The 18,583-nt window shown below is 61.9% G+C and carries 20 protein-coding genes; 11 read left to right on the top strand and 9 right to left on the bottom strand.

Annotated elements, in window-relative coordinates:
• Positions 1-24 precede the first annotated feature (24 nt).
• The 6 genes from nadA to ACQZ5N_RS19495 all read left to right on the top strand — a co-directional run bounded on the left by nadA (position 25) and on the right by ACQZ5N_RS19495 (position 4,450).
• Complete coding sequence (gene nadA, locus ACQZ5N_RS19520) at positions 25-996, top strand: quinolinate synthase NadA (RefSeq protein WP_003522468.1); 972 nt, start codon at positions 25-27, stop codon at positions 994-996.
• Positions 993-2,564: an L-aspartate oxidase gene (locus ACQZ5N_RS19515; RefSeq protein ID WP_448733851.1), complete on the top strand. Its 1,572-nt coding sequence runs from the start codon at positions 993-995 to the stop codon at positions 2,562-2,564. The genes nadA and ACQZ5N_RS19515 overlap by 4 nt, the downstream gene beginning before the upstream one ends.
• Position 2,565: 1 nt before the next feature.
• Complete coding sequence (gene nadC, locus ACQZ5N_RS19510) at positions 2,566-3,423, top strand: carboxylating nicotinate-nucleotide diphosphorylase (protein WP_448733850.1); 858 nt, start codon at positions 2,566-2,568, stop codon at positions 3,421-3,423.
• A gap of 150 nt (positions 3,424-3,573) precedes the next feature.
• The gene (locus ACQZ5N_RS19505; RefSeq protein ID WP_003522465.1) at positions 3,574-3,825 is read left to right on the top strand and encodes a GlsB/YeaQ/YmgE family stress response membrane protein; all 252 of its coding nucleotides are present in this window, start codon (positions 3,574-3,576) and stop codon (positions 3,823-3,825) included.
• A 12-nt stretch (positions 3,826-3,837) separates the two neighbouring features.
• Positions 3,838-4,239 carry a DUF3597 domain-containing protein gene (locus ACQZ5N_RS19500; protein WP_448733849.1) on the top strand — a complete coding sequence of 134 codons (402 nt, stop codon included), beginning with the start codon at positions 3,838-3,840 and terminating at the stop codon, positions 4,237-4,239.
• 22 nt (positions 4,240-4,261) lie between these two features.
• Positions 4,262-4,450 carry a hypothetical protein gene (locus ACQZ5N_RS19495; protein WP_448733848.1) on the top strand — a complete coding sequence of 63 codons (189 nt, stop codon included), beginning with the start codon at positions 4,262-4,264 and terminating at the stop codon, positions 4,448-4,450.
• A gap of 221 nt (positions 4,451-4,671) precedes the next feature.
• On the opposite strand, the gene cydX is transcribed toward ACQZ5N_RS19495, so the two are convergent.
• The 8 genes from cydX to ACQZ5N_RS19455 form a co-directional block, all read right to left on the bottom strand.
• Positions 4,672-4,794, bottom strand: coding sequence for a cytochrome bd-I oxidase subunit CydX (gene cydX / locus ACQZ5N_RS19490; protein WP_003508602.1), 123 nt, complete (start codon positions 4,792-4,794; stop codon positions 4,672-4,674).
• 22 nt (positions 4,795-4,816) lie between these two features.
• On the bottom strand, positions 4,817-5,974 hold the full coding sequence (gene cydB, locus ACQZ5N_RS19485) for a cytochrome d ubiquinol oxidase subunit II (RefSeq protein WP_448733847.1): 1,158 nt from the start codon (positions 5,972-5,974) through the stop codon (positions 4,817-4,819).
• A 6-nt stretch (positions 5,975-5,980) separates the two neighbouring features.
• A complete protein-coding gene (locus ACQZ5N_RS19480; RefSeq protein WP_142781016.1) occupies positions 5,981-7,558 on the bottom strand; it encodes a cytochrome ubiquinol oxidase subunit I in 1,578 nt (525 codons plus the stop codon).
• Between the two features lie 67 nt (positions 7,559-7,625).
• Entirely contained in the window at positions 7,626-9,317 is a 1,692-nt protein-coding gene (gene cydC / locus ACQZ5N_RS19475) for a thiol reductant ABC exporter subunit CydC (protein ID WP_448733846.1), read from the bottom strand.
• On the bottom strand, positions 9,314-11,110 hold the full coding sequence (cydD, locus tag ACQZ5N_RS19470) for a thiol reductant ABC exporter subunit CydD (protein WP_448733888.1): 1,797 nt from the start codon (positions 11,108-11,110) through the stop codon (positions 9,314-9,316). Before cydD ends, cydC begins: the two co-directional genes overlap by 4 nt.
• A gap of 17 nt (positions 11,111-11,127) precedes the next feature.
• A complete protein-coding gene (locus tag ACQZ5N_RS19465; protein WP_003522458.1) occupies positions 11,128-11,706 on the bottom strand; it encodes a GbsR/MarR family transcriptional regulator in 579 nt (192 codons plus the stop codon).
• Positions 11,707-11,708: 2 nt separating this feature from the next.
• Entirely contained in the window at positions 11,709-11,915 is a 207-nt protein-coding gene (locus ACQZ5N_RS19460) for a hypothetical protein (protein WP_448733845.1), read from the bottom strand.
• A gap of 251 nt (positions 11,916-12,166) precedes the next feature.
• Entirely contained in the window at positions 12,167-13,198 is a 1,032-nt protein-coding gene (locus ACQZ5N_RS19455; protein WP_003522159.1) for an L-idonate 5-dehydrogenase, read from the bottom strand.
• A 220-nt stretch (positions 13,199-13,418) separates the two neighbouring features.
• On the opposite strand from ACQZ5N_RS19455, the gene ACQZ5N_RS19450 reads away from it, so the two are divergent.
• The 3 genes from ACQZ5N_RS19450 (at position 13,419) to ACQZ5N_RS19440 (ending at position 16,300) form a co-directional block, all read left to right on the top strand.
• Positions 13,419-14,174: an SDR family oxidoreductase gene (locus ACQZ5N_RS19450; protein ID WP_003522158.1), complete on the top strand. Its 756-nt coding sequence runs from the start codon at positions 13,419-13,421 to the stop codon at positions 14,172-14,174.
• An 88-nt stretch (positions 14,175-14,262) separates the two neighbouring features.
• Complete coding sequence (locus ACQZ5N_RS19445; RefSeq protein WP_433823377.1) at positions 14,263-15,156, top strand: NAD(P)-dependent oxidoreductase; 894 nt, start codon at positions 14,263-14,265, stop codon at positions 15,154-15,156.
• Between the two features lie 160 nt (positions 15,157-15,316).
• Entirely contained in the window at positions 15,317-16,300 is a 984-nt protein-coding gene (locus ACQZ5N_RS19440; protein ID WP_448733844.1) for an aldose epimerase family protein, read from the top strand.
• A gap of 18 nt (positions 16,301-16,318) precedes the next feature.
• On the opposite strand, the gene ACQZ5N_RS19435 is transcribed toward ACQZ5N_RS19440, so the two are convergent.
• Entirely contained in the window at positions 16,319-16,780 is a 462-nt protein-coding gene (locus ACQZ5N_RS19435) for an Lrp/AsnC family transcriptional regulator (protein WP_003522155.1), read from the bottom strand.
• Between the two features lie 167 nt (positions 16,781-16,947).
• Here ACQZ5N_RS19435 and ACQZ5N_RS19430 point away from each other — a divergent pair, with 167 nt between their 5' ends.
• Complete coding sequence (locus ACQZ5N_RS19430) at positions 16,948-17,661, top strand: aspartate/glutamate racemase family protein (RefSeq protein ID WP_080819962.1); 714 nt, start codon at positions 16,948-16,950, stop codon at positions 17,659-17,661.
• A complete protein-coding gene (locus ACQZ5N_RS19425; RefSeq protein WP_448733843.1) occupies positions 17,662-18,432 on the top strand; it encodes a class II glutamine amidotransferase in 771 nt (256 codons plus the stop codon).
• Positions 18,433-18,583: the final 151 nt, after the last annotated feature.

Genomic DNA, 18,583 nt, shown 5'->3' with positions numbered 1-18,583 from the left:
AAAGAGTATAAATGGGAGAGCACCGTGAACGAGCAGATTTCCGCCGCAAGCCTTTACGACCGCGTTGCCCGCGTCATTCCCAAGGCCGAATGGATGAGCTTTCAGGACGATGTGGAGGCGATCCTCGAGCTGAAGCGCAAGCGCAATGCCGTCATCCTCGCCCATAATTACCAGACACCGGAAATCTTCCACGGCGTCGCCGATATCGTTGGCGACAGCCTCGCCCTTGCCCGCAAGGCGATGGAGGTGGAGGCGGATGTCATCGTTCTGGCCGGCGTGCATTTCATGGCCGAGACGGCAAAGCTGCTCAATCCGGAAAAAACCGTGCTCATTCCGGATATGGCCGCCGGCTGTTCGCTGGCCGATTCCATCACGCCCGAGGACATCGCGCTTCTGCGCAAGGCCTATCCCGGCGTTCCGGTCGTGACCTACGTGAACACCTCCGCCGCTGTGAAGGCGGCGTCTGACATCTGCTGCACCTCCGGCAATGCCCGCCAGGTGGTGGAATCGCTCGGCGTGCCGCGCGTGCTGATGTTGCCGGATGAATATCTGGCGAAGAACGTGGCGCGGGAAACCAATGTCGAGCTGATCGCCTGGCGCGGCCATTGCGAGGTGCACGAGCTTTTCACCGCCGATGATATTCGCGAATTGCGCGAAAGCCATCCGGGAGTCACCGTGCTGGCGCATCCGGAATGTCCACCCGATGTCGTCGAGGCTGCGGATTTTTCCGGCTCCACCGCCGTCATGTCGGATTATGTCGGCCGCGAGCGTCCCGCCCGCGTGGTGCTTTTGACGGAATGCTCGATGAGCGACAATGTCGCCGTGCATCACCCGGATGTCGAATTCATCCGCCCCTGCAATCTCTGCCCGCATATGAAACGCATCACGCTTGGCAATATCCGCACGGCACTTGAGGAAAACCGCCACGAAGTGACGGTCGACCCGGCCATCGCTGTCGCCGCCCGCCGCGCCGTGGAAAGGATGCTGGAAGTATGAGCGAACGCCTCCCGTCGCATACGGGCTGGACGATCATTGTCGGCAGCGGCATTGCGGGCCTGATGGCGGCGCTGACGCTTGCGCCGCAGCCCGTGCTGCTTCTGACACGCGGCGCTCTCGGCGGCGAGACCTCCAGCGCCTGGGCGCAGGGCGGCATTGCCGCGAGCCTCGGGCCGGACGATAGCGCCGCACTGCATCTTGCCGATACGCTCGCCGCAGGCGACGGCCTCTGCGATGCAGATATGGCCGCAGAGATCGTTTCCGCCGCCCCCGCCGTCATCGAGGCGCTGGAGCGGGCCGGGGTGCGCTTCGATCGGGATACCGAAGGCAGGCTCGTTTTCGGGCTGGAAGCCGCCCATGGCAGAAGGCGCATCCTGCATGCCGAAGGCGACGGGTCGGGCGCGGCCATCGTCAGGGCTCTCGCCGCCGCCGTTCTTCGCACGCCGTCCATAACCGTTCTGGAAGGCACGGAGGTTCGCCGCCTGCTGACGGAAAATGGCGTCATCGCCGGCCTCGCCTGCATCGGGCCAAAAGGCTGCTTCACTTTGCCGGCAGGCCAGATCGTTCTCGCCACCGGCGGCCTCGGCGGACTTTATGAGGCGACGACCAATCCCTCCGGCAATTTCGGGCAGGGCATCATGCTCGCCGCCCGCGCCGGCGCCATCCTCGCCGATATGGAATTCGTGCAATTCCATCCGACGGCGCTTTCCTCGCCCAGACGGCCGCTGGCGCTGGTGAGCGAAGCGGTGCGTGGCGAAGGCGCACTGCTTCTCAATGAAAACGGCGAACGTTTCATGGCGGGAGTTCCGGGGGCGGAACTTGCCTCGCGCGATATTGTCGCCCGCGCCATCGACCGCGAAATACTGCGTGGTGGCAAGGTCTTTCTCGATGCCCGCAAGGCGCTCGGCTCCGGCTTTTCCGCCCGCTTCCCCTCGATCGACCTGCTCTGCCGCGAAGCCGGGATAGACCCGGCCCGTGAGCTCGTTCCGGTGCGCCCGGCGGTGCATTACCATATGGGCGGCGTCGCCACCGATGGTAAAGGCCGAAGCTCGGTGTCGGGTCTCTGGGTTGCCGGCGAAACCGCCTGCACGGGGCTGCATGGCGCGAACCGGCTTGCCAGCAATTCCCTGCTGGAAGCGGCGGCCATGGGCATGCGCGCGGCGGAAGACATTGCCGGCAGGCCGGCATATGCGGGAAAACAGGCAGCGGATATCGCAACGCTCCCCGTGCCCGATTTCCCGACAGCTGACCTCTCCCCGGTCCGGCCCATCGTTTCCCGCCATCTCGGCATCGTAAGACATGCGGAAGGGCTGACGGGTGCGATCCGCGATCTTCTGCCACTGACTGAGCGGAACGGCCCGGCATCCGATCCTGCCCTTGTCGCGCTGGCCATCGCCGTCTTTGCGGGGCTGCGCACGGAATCGCGCGGCGCGCATTTCCGCGACGATTTCCCTGAAAAACATGCGACGGCGACGAGGCGCAGGCTGAACCTCAGCGACGTCCTCACCATCGCCCATGAATTCTCCTCTTCCAGCCATTCTTCGGCCAGCCTTGCGCGGAGCGCCTGACATGACCCTTTCACCCCTGCCACGCCTCATCATCGAACCGCTCGTGCGCAACGCTCTTCTGGAAGACCTCGGGCTGGCGGGCGACATCACGTCCGCCGCCGTCATTCCCGCCGATCATCGCTCGGTCGTCGTCATGGCCGCGCGCGAACCGGGCGTTATTGCCGGTCTCGACGCGGCGGAACTCGCTTTCCAGTTCGTGGATCCGGCCATCGCGATGAAACGGCATATGCAGGATGGGGCCGCCGTGGCGCCCGGCGATATCATCGCAACGATTGAAGGCCCCTCGCGCGGCCTTCTGACGGCGGAACGCACGGCGTTGAATTTCCTCGGCCACCTGTCGGGCATCGCTTCCGTCACCGCAAAAATCGTTGCCGCCATTGCCGGCACCAAGGCCTCGGTCGCCTGCACCCGCAAGACGACGCCGGGGCTGAGAGCGCTGGAAAAATATGCCGTGCGCGCCGGCGGCGGCATGAACCACCGTTTTGCGCTTTATGACGCCGTTCTCATCAAGGACAACCATATCGCGGTAGCGGGCGGCGTGCGCGACGCCATCCGCGGCGCCCGGCAGGGCGTGGGGCATCTCGTCAAGATCGAGGTGGAAGTCGATACGCTTGCGCAGTTGCGCGAGGTCATGGATGAGGGCGTCGATGCGGTCCTTCTCGACAATATGACACCCGAACAGCTGCGCGAGGCGGTGGGGATCGTCGCCGGTCGCGCCATTACCGAAGCGTCCGGCCGCATCAATCCGCAGACGGCCGCAGCCATCGCCGCAACCGGCATAGATCTCATCTCCGTCGGCTGGCTGACCCACAGCGCGCCGGTTCTCGATATCGGCCTCGACTTTCAAAGCCAGAGCTAAAGAATATGCGGCGCACAGTTCGCCGCACGGAACCAATCGTCGATATCGCCGTTATTGCTCCGCCTGAGGTCTATTCAAGGCGGGGGGATCAGTGCGCGCAAAAGCCTGTCCATATGCCTGCGGACCTCTCTCACAAAGGAAAGGCTTGTTATGGAAGACGCACAAGTTGGCTGGATTGCAGCAATCATCATCGGCGGCGTAGCCGGTTGGCTCGCCGAACAGTTCATGAAAAGCAATATGGGTCTTTTCATGAACATTATCCTCGGCATTGTCGGCGCCATCGTCGCCAATTTCCTTCTGGGGCTCGTGGGCATTTCGCTCGGAGGCTGGATTGGCTATCTCATCGCCGGTTTCATCGGCGCCTGCATTCTCATCGCCGTCGGGCGGGCATTTCGCCGCTAAGGGGAGGACACCATGAGCTTTTTCGACAAGATCAAGAACGCTATTTTCGGCAAGGCCGAGGCCGCACCGCAGACTTCGGCTCCGGCCGGCACGCCGGCAGCCACAGCAAGCCCGGCCGCACCCGCTCCGACAGCCGCGGCTCCGGCCCCCGCCGGCAATGTCGACGTCGCTTCGATCCTGGATGCGGCGGTCAAGCAGAACGGCCAGAAACTCGACTGGAAACATTCGATCGTCGACCTTCTGAAAGCGCTCAATCTGGACAGCAGCCTCAGCGCCCGAAAGGAACTGGCAGGCGAACTCGGCTATACCGGCGACACTTCGGATTCGGCGACCATGAACATCTGGCTGCACAAGGCCGTCATCAAGAAACTGTCCGAAAACGGCGGCAAGGTCCCGGCCGACCTTCTGGATTGAACCGATAAACGGGAGCGCTGCGATGGACGACTATTCCAGCCTTCGAGAGCAGATCGGCCGGGACCTCGGCACCCTGCACAGGACCGAGAATCCGAAATCGATCTTCGAGATCGCGGACGACTATCTTCTGGGAAATCCAAATCTCAACAGAGCCATGGTCGAAGACATCATCAAGGAAGAAGCGGACAAGCGCGGCATCGCGATCCACTGACGCCGCACGGCAGTTGTAGCAAAAGGGCGGCATCCCAACCGGATGCCGCCCTTTTATATTTGGCGGAGTTGCATCATCCGCACTCCGTCACCCCGGACCAGATTCGGGGTCCAGCGCGATCAAGTCCTTGATCGCGAGAAACTCTTTTCACGGCGCGGACGCGTCGTGGCTGGATGCCGGATCTAGTCCGGCATGACGGAGGAGAGGCTTCCGCCGAAGCCCTATTTATCCAGCTTCGCTTCGGCCTTTTTCGCGTTTTCTTCCATCAACTCATACCACATGGCGTTCATGACGGCGAAGATGGCGGCGAGAGGCAGGCCGAGCAGCCAGGCGAAATACCACATGTTCGATCTCCTTCTTTCTTAATCAATAAGCATGACCGCTGTCGTCGCGGATCGCCTTTTCATCCACCTTGCCCCACAGCACGCGATAGACCCATGACGTATAGGCGACGATGATCGGGATGAAGATGAGGGCGACGACCAGCATGATGAACAGCGTCATATGGCTGGACGACGCATCCCATACCGTCAGGCTCGATTTCGGATCGACCGAAGACGGCAGGATGAAGGGAAACATCGTCAGCCCCACCGTGGAGATGATGCCGAAAATCGCGAGCGAGCTGGAAAGCAGCGCCAGCACTTCCCTGCGGGCCCGGAGCAAGAGGAAAGCGACGAGCGGGAAGACAAGACCGAGCGCCGGCGCCAGCATCATCCAGGGATGCGCCGCGTAATTGGCAAACCAGACACCGCCCACAACCTCGACCGTCTTCGACAGCGGATTGGAAGGACCGTCGGTCACGACCTCCGAGGTGAAGCGATAGCCATCGATACCGAGCCACAGAAAAACGCCGCCGAGCGCAAAAAGAACGGTGGTGGCAAGGGCCGCGATGCTGCCGAAACCGCGCGCGCGGGCCGCGACCGGACCATCCGTCTTCAGCACCAGCCATGCCGCGCCGTGCATGATGAGCATGGCGACGGATACGAGACCACAGAGGATGGCGTAGGGGTTCAGAAGCTCGAACAGCGTCGTGCCGTCATAGAAAATCCTGAGGTCGTCATTGAGGTGGAAGGGAACGCCCTGCAGCACATTGCCGATGGCCACGCCAAAGATCAGCGCGGGAACGAAGCCGCCGATGAAGAGCGCCCAATCCCAGCCGGTGCGCCAGGCGGCGCTTTCACGCTTGGAGCGATATTTGAAACCGACCGGCCGCAGGATCAGCGCAAACAGGGTGGCGAACATCGCCAGGTAAAACCCTGAAAACGACACCGCATAAAGCGGCGGCCAGGCGGCGAAGATCGCGCCGCCGCCAAGGATGAGCCAGACCTGATTGCCCTCCCAGACGGGGCCGATGGAATTGATGACGACACGCCGCTCAATGTCAGTTTTCGCCACGAAGGGCAGCAGCGCGCCGGTGCCGAGATCGAAACCGCCGGTCACGGCAAAACCAATCAGCACCACGCCAAGCAGCAGCCACCAGATGACGCGGAGGATTTCGTAGTCGATGAGTTGGTGCAATATCATGATCGTTTACTCCGCAGCGACGAGTTTTTCAGGAACGAGCGGCGCTTCCGGCTCATGGTCCGGCTCGGGCCCCTTGCGGATCGCCTTCAGCATCAGCCCCATTTCGACGATGAACAGCACCGTGTAGATGGCGATGAAACACAGGAGCGTGATGAGGACGGTGGAGGCGCTGAGGCTGGAGACGGCCGCCGCCGTGGGCAGCACGCCCTCGATGATCCATGGCTGACGGCCGAATTCGGCCACCACCCAGCCCATTTCCGCTGCGATCCACGGCAGGGGAATGGCGAAGACCGCCACTTTCAGCAGCAACGGATAATGATCCAGCCGGCGGCGGGCCGAAAGATAAAAGAACGTCGCCGTCAGCAGGATGAAGAAGATGCCAAGGCCGACCATGATGCGGAACGCCCAGAACAGGGTCGGCACATGCGGAATGGTATCCGCCGCCGCCTTGGCGATCTGCTCTTCATTCGCCTGGCGCGGATCGTCGACATATCGTTTCAGCAGCAGGGCATAACCGAGCTCATGGCCGAGTTCGGCAAAGGTGCCGCGCACCTCTTCCGGCAACGCCGCGCCCTTGCCGGTGGCGCGTATCTGCATCAGCGCGTCATAGGCCTTGATACCGTCGCGGATGCGGGTCTTGGCCTGCTCCACCAGATCGTTGATGCCCGGAATTTGCGTGTCGAGCGAGCGGGTGCCGATGAGGCCCATCACCCACGGGATCTTCACCGCGAAATGGGTTTCCCGCGCTTCCTGATCCGGAAAACCGATGGCCGTGAAGGGGGCCGGGGCCGGCTCGGTTTCCCACATGGCCTCGATGGAGGCGAGCTTCATCTTCTGGTGTTCGGTGGAGAGATAGCCGCTTTCATCACCCAGCACGACGACCGACAGCGCGGACGCCAGACCGAAGGAGGCGGCAACCGTCATCGAACGCTTGGCGAGATCGACATGGCGGCCTTTCAGCACATACCAGGCCGAAACGCCGAGCACGAAGATGGAGGCCGTCACGTAACCCGCAGACACCGTGTGGACGAACTTCGCCTGCGCCACCGGGTTGAACAGGACCTCGAAGAAGTCCGTCACTTCCATGCGCATGGTCTGGGGATTGAAGGCCGATCCCGTCGGGTTTTGCATCCAGCCATTGGCGATCAATATCCATAGCGCCGAAAAATTCGAACCGAGCGCCACGCACCATGTCGCAACGAGATGACCGAGTTTCGACAGCTTGTCCCAGCCGAAGAAGAACAGCCCGACGAAGGTGGCTTCCAGGAAGAAGGCCATCATGCCTTCGATCGCCAGCGGCGCACCGAAAATATCGCCGACATAATGGCTGTAATAACTCCAATTCATGCCGAACTGGAATTCCATGACAATGCCGGTGGAAACGCCGAGCACGAAGTTGATACCGAACAACGTGCCCCAGAATTTCGTCATCTGCCGCCAGACCGTGCGGCCGGTCATGACATAGACCGTTTCCATGATGGCGATCACCACCGATAGTCCGATCGTCAGGGGAACGAACAGAAAGTGATATAAAGCCGTCACTGCAAATTGCAGGCGCGACAGCGCCACTATGTCGAGTTCCATAGTCCTATCTACCTTTTCCGGAAGGCCGGCCTTCCATTTTCAAGACGACGCCGGCTCTCAAAAAATCTCAGTCCGGGCGCAGTGTCTCCAGCACTACGCCGTATTCCGGGGTGCCGCTTTGACATTCATCAAATTGACGCCCCTCTTTCAGCACGATGATGCGATCGGCAAATTCCGCCTCGCGGCGATTATGGGTGATCATCACGACAGTCTTTCCCTCTGCCCTCGCAAACAACCGGGTGAGCACGTCGCGGGCGGTCTCGCCGTCCAGCCCTTCCGTCACCTCGTCGAGAAGCCAGAGCGGCCGGTCGGCGAGCAGGAAACGGGCGAGCGCCAGCCGGCGCGACTGGCCGCCGGAAAGCCCCTGGCCCGCCTCGCCAAGCCTTGTCTCCAGCCCGGCCGGCAAAGATTTGACGTGTTCGGCAAGGCCTGCCGCCTCGAGCGCGGCCCATAACTCGGCACCGGTTGCGGCGGGTTTCCCCAGCCGTAGATTGTCGGCGATGCTGTCGCGGAAAAGCTGGCTTCGCTGCGTCATAAGAGTGGACGGCAGGGCGTTGACCGTGCCGGCAGCCGGCTGCAATTCACCCGCCAGAAGCTGGATGAGGCTTGTCTTGCCCGCACCACTCTGGCCGATGATGGCAACCCGTTCCCCGGAGGCGATTGCAAGGTTAATATCCGTCAGGATCGGATTGTCGTTCCCTTCCCGCTCCAGACGCACGTTTTTGAGCTCTGCCGCCATGCCGTCGACCGGCGAGGCGGGACAGCGGCCTTCAGCCGTTGCCGAAAGACGCGGCGCGATGCGCCTTGCGGAAAACAGCGTGCGCCCAAGCTCCATCGCTCCACGACGAAGCGCCGTAAAAGGCTCCAGCGCGGCAAAACAGACGAGCAGCCCGAGAGCCGCGGCCGGCGCGCTCACCGCCCCCTGTTCCGCAAGCCAGGCCATGCCGAGAAGGGCAGCACTCAAAAGAACGGCCGCTGAAACCCCGAAGGAAAAACCGGCACTGGTCTCGATACGGTTCAGGGTGTCATCGCAGGCAGAGAGGTAATCATCCGCCCGTTTCACCGCCGCGACCTGTGCGGAAAGGCGGCCGGTGGTCAAGAGCTCCGTCTGCCCGCTCACGAGATCGGCCGTGCGAGCCCGAAGCGCTTCCAGCCCGATTGCCCGGCGGCGCGAGAATGTTTCCGCCTGCAAGGCGGCGCGAACCGAAATTCCAAGCCCCGCCGCAATGAGGAAAACCGCCGTCAGAGTGCCCGCCAGAGGATGGAGAAAAGCAAGCCCGAGACCTGTCGTAATTGCGGCAAGGATCGCCACGGCAGCGGGAACCAGCACGCGCAGATAAAGCGAATCCAGCGCATCGATATCCGCCGTCAGCCGGTTCAGCAGGCGCGCGGGCCTCGCCTCCAGGGATTTCGCGGCCTGCGGCGCGGCAAAGCCGCGAAACAGCTTTTCCCGAAGTGCTGCAAGCACGGAAAGCGTGGCGTCATGGGTCGTCATGCGTTCGCCGTAACGGGCGGCGGTGCGCGCCAGCGCCAGAAGACGAATGGCGGCCGAAGGCGCAAAGACATCGAAGGCATAGGCCGTTGCCGGCAGAAGACCGGCAATCGCCGTTGCGGTGATGAACCAGCCGGAAACGCCGAGAAGGCCGATGCCAGCCAGCACTGTCGTTACCGCCAGAGCCGCGCCCGCCATCAACATGCCGCGCCGCGCCGACCAGAACAGGCCGATAATGGGTCTCAATATCGCAAAACGCGCGATCATGGCTGCCCCCTCGAATGGATCGCCGTCATATCCACGATCCTGTCCATGCGCGCCGCAAGCACCGGATCATGGGTCGCGACGATCAATGTCCTGCCATTTGCCAGTTGCAGCAGGTTTTCCGTGACGAGAGCAGCCGTTTCCCGGTCGAGATGGGCTGTCGGCTCATCGGCCAGAACAAGCTGCGTTGCGGGGTCTGCGAAAGCACGCGCAATGGCAAGCCGCACCGCCTCCCCGCCCGAGATTCCATATCCGCCATCGCCAATCTGCAGATTCCGGCGTGCGTGAGACAAGCCATCGAGCCCGGTGCGGCGCAGCGTCTCTTCCACCATACCGTCACTGACAACCGAACGGCCGAAGCGAATATTCGCCTTCAGCGAACCGGCAAAAAAGAACGGCTTCTGGCTGACCCAGCCGATCGTCCTGCGCAGCCCATCCGCCGTCGCATGATCGAGCTTGACGCCACCGATCCTGATCGAGCCCTCTCCAGCCTCGGCCAACCCGGCAATCAAGGAGAGTACAGTGGATTTGCCACAACCGGAAGGCCCGAGAATTGCTACCCGCTCACCCTGCTGAACGGTCAGGTTGAGATTTTGGATGACAGGCGGGGCGTTCGGATAAGCGAAGGAGAGATTATCTATCTCCAGCAGGCCGGGTGTCGGGGATGGGACAGACGCCACATCCGCACCCTCGCCCGCGATGGCCGCACCGCCGGCCGTCAATTTGCCGAGCGCATCAAGCGCCGCTTCGCCGGCCGCGCGGTCGTGCCAGACGGCGGAGAGTTCCCGCAGCGGCTCGAAAAAGGCGGGCGCCAGCAGCAGGATGAAGAGGCCCTCGGCAAGCGTCAGCTTGTGGCCCCAGGCCCCGAAATCGAGAAAACCGAGCAGATGAAAACCGATATAAACGGCGGTCATGGCAACGCCGAGCGCTGCGAAAAGCTCCAGCACCGCCGAGGAGAGAAAGGCGATCCTGAGCACCGCCATCGTCCGCTTCTTCAGGTTTTGCGCATCGGCGCTGAGACGCTCCGCCGTCAGATCGACGGCTTTAAGCGTGCGGATCGTTTCCAGCCCGCGCAGGCGATCGAGCAGGAAGGCATTCATATTGCCCGTCTCGGCAAGCTGCTTTTCGCTGGCGGCCTTGGCCTGCCAACCGATGAGCGCCATGAAAAGCGGGATGGTTGGCATGGCGAGCAGCAGCACCAGCGCCGCAATCCAGGTAAAGGGCAGGATCGCCAGCACGAAAACCAGCGGCACGAGGGTCGCCTTCATCTGCGCCGGCTGGAAACGGGAAAGATAAGGCACCAGCGCTTCCGCCGCTTCGGCCACGACGCCTGCCGCCTCACCGGAGGCGGTGCGTGACAGATCGAGCGGGGAAACCTTCGCCACAGCCTGCAGCGCTTCCAGCCGCCGCTGCGACAGCGCCGTGCGAGCCGCACGAAACGACAGCCGCGCCGCGATCTTTTCCAGCCATGCCTTGATGAGGCCGAGGATGAGAACCGCGGCCGCAGCCGGCACGATCGCCATCATCGGCGCGCCATCGGCAATTCTTCCGACTGAAAAGGCAAGCAAACCTGCCTGCGGCAGCCAGAGCAAAGCCGCCAGCACATGCAGCAGGGCAACGGATCTCCCAACCGCCGGCGAGCGTGTCATTTTCGCCCGCTCGGCGGCTCTGTCGCGAGAGGTTTTGCGATTGGAATTGCTGAAGAAGCGCCGACGCCTCGCGTCGGGCGAGACTCCAACCGGCGCAGGACAGACTGCCCCGTCACCATCGGCCCCCTGGCGGATTTCCACGGACATGCTCACGGCCGATCTCCTCACCCGTCCTTCTTCGCGCCACGGGGTCTGGCGAGGGAGACGATCTTGTCCTTGGCCTCCAGAAGCTTCGTGACCTTCGAACCGAGCGCCAGAAGCGAAGCCAGCCTTTCCGTCTCCAGCCGCTTCACATCGTCATACCAGCCGGTCAGCTGCTCGATCAGCGTCTTCATCTCGTCGATGCGCTTTTGCGCATGCCGCTCATCTTCATTTTCCGGCGTCTCCATCAGAATTTCGCGCAGCACGCTGAGCGTGGGATCGATCTCGCGCTTCTTGCGCTCTTCGGCAAGGGTGCGGAGAATTTGCCAAACATCGTCAGGCGTCGTGAAAAAATCGCGCCGGTCGCCCGGAAAATGCTTGAGAATTGCAAGGTTCCACGCCTGCAACTCCTTGAGGCTCATCGACACGTTGGAACGGGAAATGCCGAGCGCCTCCACAATCTCGTCCGCACACAGCGGCTGCGGCGAAATATAAAGCAAAGCATAGACTTGGCCGACGGTGCGGTTGATGCCCCAGCGGCTGCCCATCTCACCGAAATGCAGCACGAAGGACTGAACGAGCGGGGACAGGCTGGTTGGCATTTTTACGTTTCCTGAATTTTCAGTAATTTCTGAAATTTCGATAACGCAAAAAACGGCAGGCGGCAAATCACCTTTTTGACCTGCGTCAAAATGTGCAAATGGGCAGAGGCGACGCCGGTAAAGACGGTCGTGGGTGCAGCCCGGGGCAAAATATGCGGCAGTCGTGTTAGGGGGGATGACAGGCTGGGGCGTTTGCTGGCGTCCGTCACTTTCCCTCCGTCATTCCGGCCTTGAGCCGGAATCCAGCCAGCCCAAGTCCTTGGGCTGAAAGGACTCTCTCGCCGCGCAGACGCGCGCCGGCTAGATTCCGGCTCAAGGCCGGAATGACGTATCTAAAGCAGTTGATGATATCGATAACATCTTCACGAGTCGCCACGGGCAAGAACCCACCGAAAAAATCGGCGGCGGGATGACCCGCCGCCGATCGAAACGTCGGCGCATTCGCGCGTAGAAACGTTGCTTACGAAAAAGCGATCTGCACCTTCATCGCACGGCTGCGGTCCGAGGCGAATTCAAAGGCCGAGATGGCGTCGGCGAGATCGACGGTCTGGGTGATGAACGGCTTGACGTCGATCAGGCCTTTGCGCATCAATTCCACACCGGTGGCGAATTCCTCGTGGAAGCGGAAAGAGCCGCGCAGATCCAGTTCCTTGGCGGTGATCGCCATCATCGGCAGGCTCATATCGCCGCCAAGGCCGAGCTGGACGATGATGCCGCGCGGACGAAGCGCGGCAATACCCCCGGCAAGCGCCACCGCCGCACCCGAGCATTCATAGAGAACATCGAAGGTTCCCTTGTTCGCACCATAGGCGGCAAGTGCGTCGGGCTCATCCTTGCTGTTGATGACACGATCCGCACCCGCCTCACGCGCCTTGGCAAGCGTGAAATCGGAAAGATCGGTGGCGACGATCTCAGCCGCGCCGGCACGACGCGCCGCCAGAATGGACAGGATGCCGATCGGGCCGCAGCCGGTGACGAGCACGCGTTTCCCCAGCAAATCGCCGGCGCGGCGGGTAGCGTGCAGCGTTACCGCCAGCGGCTCCGCCATGGCCGCCTCGCCGGCGCTCAGGCCATCGGCCGGCACGCATTGCAGGGCGTCGGCCACCAGAACCTCACGGAAAGCGCCCTGAATATGCGGGAAAGGCATGGCGCTGCCATAAAAGCGCATGTTGAGGCACTGGTTGTGCAGGCCTTCCTGGCAGAAGCGGCAGGTTCGGCATGGGCGGGATGGCGAAACGGCAACCAGACCGCCGACCTTCAACCCTTCCACGCCCTCGCCCAGTTCTTCGATGACGGCGGAGACCTCATGGCCGAGCACCATGGGTTCACGAAGCCGCACCGCGCCGAAGCCGCCATGGTTGTAATAATGCAGATCGCTGCCGCAAATTCCGCCCCGGACCAGACGAAGCCGCACTTCTCCCGGCCCCGGCGCTTCCTCGGGCCGCTCCTCGATGCGCACATCCTTTGCCCCATGGGCAACAATCGCTCTCATAAATATCTCCCGTTCGACATCGCGCTTGAGCGGCGCGACAAAATAATCCGCATCCCTGTCACCGCCGCCTGCCGCGCATTTGCACGTCGTGCCGCCTTCCCACCCGCCCGATCCGTACCGAAACCGGGCGTTTAAGCCTTGACATCCACGTCTGAAAGGGATGAATGTTATCGATAACATAAACCTGTATGAATACAATGTCGAGAGACTGGAGGAAACAGTGGGCCTTAAATTGTTCGATCTTTCCGGCCGCCGCGCCCTGATCACGGGTTCGTCCCAGGGCATCGGCTTCGCGCTGGCGCAAGGGCTGGCGGAAGCGGGAGCGGAAGTGGTGCTGAACGGGCGCGATGAGGCGAAGCTTAAAGCAGCAGCCGCCGGCATCAAGGGTGCGAAAACGCTTGCCTTCGACGCCACCGATCATGAAGCGGTGCGCAAGGCTATCGACGGTTTCGAGGCGGAAGTCGGCCCCATCGATATTCTGGTCAACAATGCCGGCATGCAGCACCGCACGCCGCTCGAGGATTTTCCGGCAGATGCCTTCGAGCGCCTGCTGCAGACCAACATCGCCTCGGTGTTCCACGCCGGACAGGCGGCCGCGCGCCATATGATCAGCCGCGGCCGTGGCAAGATCATCAACATCGCCAGCGTTCAGACCGCCCTTGCCCGCCCCGGTATCGCGCCCTACACCGCCACCAAGGGCGCCGTCGGCAACCTGACGAAAGGCATGGCGACGGACTGGGCCAAATACGGCCTGCAGTGCAACGCCATCGCACCCGGCTATTTCGACACGCCGCTCAACGCGGCGCTGGTGGCGGACGAAACCTTCTCGGCATGGCTTGAAAAGCGCACGCCCGCCGGTCGCTGGGGCAAGGTCGAAGAGCTTGTCGGCGCCTGCATCTTCCTGTCGTCCGATGCCTCGTCCTTCGTGAACGGACATATTCTCTATGTCGACGGCGGCATCACCGCTTCGCTTTAAAAACACCGAAACCGGATGGCCGGCTGCGGCCGCCATCCGGTTTTGAACCGATGACACCACGACACTTTGGGAGGAGGCCGTGAACACCATGACCGAGAAGAACAAAGTCGCCCTGATCGGCGCCGGCGCCATGGGCGGGGCAATCGGCACACGGCTCATCGAGACCGGAAATCATCTGACGGTTTTCGATCTGGATGCGGAAAAGGTGGCGGCGCTGACGAGCCTCGGCGCGCAGAGCGCGGGGACGGCGGCGGAAGCGGCTTCGGTTTCCGATGTGGTCATCCTCAGCCTCAATTCGCCGAAAATCGTTCGTATCGCCGTCTTCGGCAAGGATGGCGTCGCGGCGGGGGCGAAGCCCGGCACGCTCATCATCGACATGTCCTCCATCGATCCGGAAGCGACGAAGGAACTGGCGGCCGATGCCGCGGAAAAGGGCCTGCGCTGGGTGGACAGCCCGCTTTCGGGCGGCGCGCCCAAGGCGCTCATCGGGCAATTGACGCTGATGGCCGGCGGCAGCGAGACGGATGTGGCCGATGCGCATCGCGTGCTGCGGCATGTGGCCAGCAATTATACCCACATGGGACCCTGCGGCGCGGGGCAGACGACGAAACTCATCAACCAGGTTCTGTGCGGGCTGAACTTCCTTGCGGTGGCGGAAGCAACGCAGCTTGCGCTGGATGCCGGCGTCGATGCCGCCAAAATCCCGCAGGCACTGAAGGGCGGCCGCGCCGACAGCGCCATCCTGCAGGAATATATGCCGCGTTATGTGGCGAAGGATTACCGCCGCACCGGCCGCATCGACAATATGGTGAAAGACCTCAACGGCGCGCAGGATCTCGCCCGGCGCACCAACACGGCCATGCCGCTGACAGCGGTTTGCGCCGAGGTGCACCGCATGCTGACGGCGGCCGGGCTGGGTGGGGAGGATCAGGCCGCGCTGATGGAATATTTCAGCGGCGCGAAACGAACCTTTCCGGACTGATTTGCCCGGCAGACATGGAATGGCAGGAGCCTGTTGATACAGCCCTAGCGGGCCCTTAACGGCCATTGCGAAATTGTCCTTCAGCGAAGATGATCGGGCGAATCGGCACGGCAGCTGCCCCGATGACCGCAGACGCATGCATGCAAAGGACAATTTCCCGATGACTACCTCCACCACAGGCACGGGGATTGCCGGTCTGACCGTTTCTGGAAACGGTTTCACTGCCGAAATCGCTTACGAGGGCGCGACGCTTTTAAGCTGGCGGCCGGTCTCTGCCAATGGCTGCGAAGGCGAAAATCTTGTCGACGGATATTCGACGCCCGCCGAAATGCAATCGCAAAACGGCGTGAGAAACGGCATTCTCGCACCCTTCACCAACCGCATCCCGTATGGTCGGTTCGGTTTTGGCGGGCAGATGCATCGCATTGAGCCGGTGCTTGCTCACGAGGCCCTCGTCTTCCATGGATTTGTCAGAGCCGTGCCCTTCGCGCTTGCGCAGTCTTTCGAGGAAAACGGCGCTCACATCCTCGTCTTCCGCGCCGAAATAGCGCCTGCGGATTTCAAGGGTTATCCCTACCGTCTCGCCATCGAGGTGGAATATCGTTTCGCCGGCCATGAGATCACCATCGACATACGCGGCATCAATCGCGACGGCCGACCCCTGCCTTTCGCCGCCGGCTGGCATCCCTATTTCCGCCTGCCCGGCACGACGTCTATCGACGATCTTCTTCTCACACTGCCCTCGCGAACGGCGATTGAAACAGACGAAGACCTGATCCCCCTGCGCAACCCGCAGGGCGGGATGGTCAAACGGGACGACACCCGCTTTCTCCATGCGCCGCTGGCCGGCCATGTGCTCGATGTCTGCTTCACCGACCTCATCGCATCCGAAAACGGGCTTTACGAGACGAGGCTCGAAAACCGGCACGACGGCTCGAGCCTGACGGTATGGCAGGAGCGCGGGCACATGCATGTCTTCACCGGCGATACGCTCGCCCGCGACAGGCGACAATCCATCGCGCTCGAACCGGTGGAAACGCCGACCAACGCCTTCAATCAGCCAGAACTCGCGGATGCGATTGCGCTGCAACCGGGCGAGACGCGAAGCTTCCGCTTCGGCGTTCGTTTCGAGACGGCGCGCTGATTAAGGCTCGATGATCGCTCAGATATGTGTCGTCGGCAGCGAAGACGACAGCTTCACCGTCTCCATGGAGATATAAGCGGACATGTCGTAAAGCTCGACGCGGCGCAGGATCTGTTTGTAGATCGTGTCGTAATATTCGACATTCGGCAGCACCAGTTTCAGAATATAGTCGAAATTGCCGGTCAGCCGGTGAACCTCGACAATTTCCGGTATGGTGCTGACGGCGGCATGGAACCGGTCCAGCCAGTCCTCCGCATGCAGCCCGGTTCTCACCAGCAGGAAAACCGTGGTCGGCAGGTTGATCTTGCGCCGGTCGAGCAGCGCCATCGTACCCGTTACATAACCTTCCGCCCGCAACCGCGTAATGCGACGCGAACAGGCGGATAGCGACAGCGACACTTCCTCCGCGATATCGGCAAGCGGCGTTTCTGCATTTTCCTGGAGAATCGCAAGGATTCGGCGGTCACGGTCATCAATCATCGGCAAAGAATGCACAGGTTAACGCAACAGCGCAAGAAATTTGCGATCTTTAGAGAAAGAGCGCCCTAGTTTTGCATCTAGGCCGCGAAATCCCTGCAAAAACGCATGCCGTTTTCGTCCCGACGATGGCATTCTTATTTTCAATCAAACTTGATAAGGGAACTCTTATGAAACGGATCGGCCTGATCGGCGGCATGAGCTGGGAATCCACCGCAACCTATTACCGCATGATCAACGAGGCCGTGCGCGACAGCCGCGGCGGGCTGGTTTCGGCCGATATCGTCATGCATTCGCTCGATTTTTCCGAGGTCGTCGCTCTTCAGAAGGCCGATCGCTGGGATGAGGCCGGTGCGCTTCTGGGTGCGGCCGGCGCGCGCCTTGCCAATGCGGGCGCCGATTGCGTGCTGATCTGCACCAACACCATGCATCTGGTCGCGGACACCGTGGAGAAGATGTCAGGCGTGGCGTTGATCGACATCATCGATGAAACCGCCGCAGCCCTGAAGGCGGACGGACGCCGCAAGCCGCTGCTGCTCGCCACCCGCTACACGATGGAACATGGTTTCTACACCGACCGCATGCGCCGCCACGGCGTCGAGGTGGTCGTGCCCGATGCGGAAGACCGTGTTGCGATCCACGACATTATTTTCGGCGAACTCTGCCAGGGCGAAATCAAGTCCTGCTCGCGCGAGCGCTATCTCGCGGTCATCGAGAAGGCCCGCGCACTCGGCGTCGATTCCGTCATTCTCGGCTGCACCGAGATTTCGCTGCTGATCGATCCCGATGCCCTGCCGCTGCCGGGTTACGATTCGACCGCCATTCACGCGAAGGCCGCCGTCGGCTTCGCGCTCGGAAACAAGGCCCTGAACAGAGCCGCATGAATGTGCCGCCTCTTTGCCTATTCCGGTAAACCGGTCTGGCTCGACAGTCTGCTGATCGAGCCGGAAGCATCGCTGGTCAGCCAATCCATGGCCGCAAGGGAAGCGAAAACCGTCGTCAATGGCGATGGCTGCGGCCTTGGCTGGTATGGCGAACGTGGAACGCCCGGCGTTTTTCGCGATACAAGGCCCGCCTGGTCCGACGCCAATCTGGCGGCGCTTTGCCACCAGCTCCGCTCGGGCATGTTCATGGCCCATGTCCGCTCCGCCACATCAGGCGAAGTGTCCCGCGCCAATTGCCATCCCTTTGCGCATGGGCGATACCTGTTCATGCATAACGGCCAGATCGGCGGTTACGAGCAGATCAGGCGCGATATCGATTCCCTCATCCCCGACGATATCTATGCATCCCGGCGCGGCACCGGCGATAGCGAAGCCATTTTCCTGATTGCCGCCGGGCATGGCCTCGACACCGAACCGGTTCGCGCCATTTCCACCGCGCTGCGGCTTTGCCAGGAACAGATGATGGCGGCAGGCGTCTCTTCCGCGCTGCGATTCAGTGCCGTTCTTATGGATGGCGATTGCCTGCATGCCTTCCGCTGGTCAAGCGACGACAAGCCGCCGACGCTCTACTGGCGCGGGCTCGATGACGGCATCGCATTGAGTTCCGAACCCTTTTCCTTCGATTGCGCGCCCTGGTGCGCCGTTCCCCCCAATACCAGGGTGACGATCCGCGCCGGCGAGATGGCGATGGAACCTTTTCTCCTGCCGTAAACAGCGCCATTGGCGATGATCGCAGCCGGTTTTTACGCCCGCGCCACCACAGGTCGGCCCAGCGGCAGCGCTGCCCTGTTTATTTTCATTGAATTTTCACAACCGCGAAGGCTAGTGTGTGATCCGATAGTTCGAAACAGATTTCAGGACC

Source organism: Agrobacterium sp. 22-221-1, assembly GCF_053522445.1.
The sequence above is the reverse complement of the archived record's forward strand: the minus strand, read 5'-3'. Positions and strand labels throughout refer to the sequence as shown.

Excerpts from the sequence above, each read along its gene's own strand:
- ACQZ5N_RS19430 (WP_080819962.1), top strand. The coding sequence starts at position 16,948 with ATGAAACGGATCGGCCTGATCGGCGGCATGAGCTGGGAATCCACCGCA.
- cydD (WP_448733888.1), bottom strand. The coding sequence starts at position 11,110 with ATGTCCGTGGAAATCCGCCAGGGGGCCGATGGTGACGGGGCAGTCTGT.
- cydC (WP_448733846.1), bottom strand. The coding sequence starts at position 9,317 with ATGATCGCGCGTTTTGCGATATTGAGACCCATTATCGGCCTGTTCTGG.
- ACQZ5N_RS19425 (WP_448733843.1), top strand. The coding sequence starts at position 17,662 with ATGTGCCGCCTCTTTGCCTATTCCGGTAAACCGGTCTGGCTCGACAGT.
- nadC (WP_448733850.1), top strand. The coding sequence starts at position 2,566 with ATGACCCTTTCACCCCTGCCACGCCTCATCATCGAACCGCTCGTGCGC.
- cydB (WP_448733847.1), bottom strand. The coding sequence starts at position 5,974 with ATGATATTGCACCAACTCATCGACTACGAAATCCTCCGCGTCATCTGG.
- ACQZ5N_RS19515 (WP_448733851.1), top strand. The coding sequence starts at position 993 with ATGAGCGAACGCCTCCCGTCGCATACGGGCTGGACGATCATTGTCGGC.
- ACQZ5N_RS19440 (WP_448733844.1), top strand. The coding sequence starts at position 15,317 with ATGACTACCTCCACCACAGGCACGGGGATTGCCGGTCTGACCGTTTCT.
- ACQZ5N_RS19445 (WP_433823377.1), top strand. The coding sequence starts at position 14,263 with ATGACCGAGAAGAACAAAGTCGCCCTGATCGGCGCCGGCGCCATGGGC.
- cydX (WP_003508602.1), bottom strand. The coding sequence starts at position 4,794 with ATGTGGTATTTCGCCTGGCTGCTCGGCCTGCCTCTCGCCGCCATCTTC.
- ACQZ5N_RS19465 (WP_003522458.1), bottom strand. The coding sequence starts at position 11,706 with ATGCCAACCAGCCTGTCCCCGCTCGTTCAGTCCTTCGTGCTGCATTTC.
- ACQZ5N_RS19500 (WP_448733849.1), top strand. The coding sequence starts at position 3,838 with ATGAGCTTTTTCGACAAGATCAAGAACGCTATTTTCGGCAAGGCCGAG.
- ACQZ5N_RS19495 (WP_448733848.1), top strand. The coding sequence starts at position 4,262 with ATGGACGACTATTCCAGCCTTCGAGAGCAGATCGGCCGGGACCTCGGC.
- ACQZ5N_RS19480 (WP_142781016.1), bottom strand. The coding sequence starts at position 7,558 with ATGGAACTCGACATAGTGGCGCTGTCGCGCCTGCAATTTGCAGTGACG.
- ACQZ5N_RS19455 (WP_003522159.1), bottom strand. The coding sequence starts at position 13,198 with ATGAGAGCGATTGTTGCCCATGGGGCAAAGGATGTGCGCATCGAGGAG.
- ACQZ5N_RS19505 (WP_003522465.1), top strand. The coding sequence starts at position 3,574 with ATGGAAGACGCACAAGTTGGCTGGATTGCAGCAATCATCATCGGCGGC.
- ACQZ5N_RS19435 (WP_003522155.1), bottom strand. The coding sequence starts at position 16,780 with ATGATTGATGACCGTGACCGCCGAATCCTTGCGATTCTCCAGGAAAAT.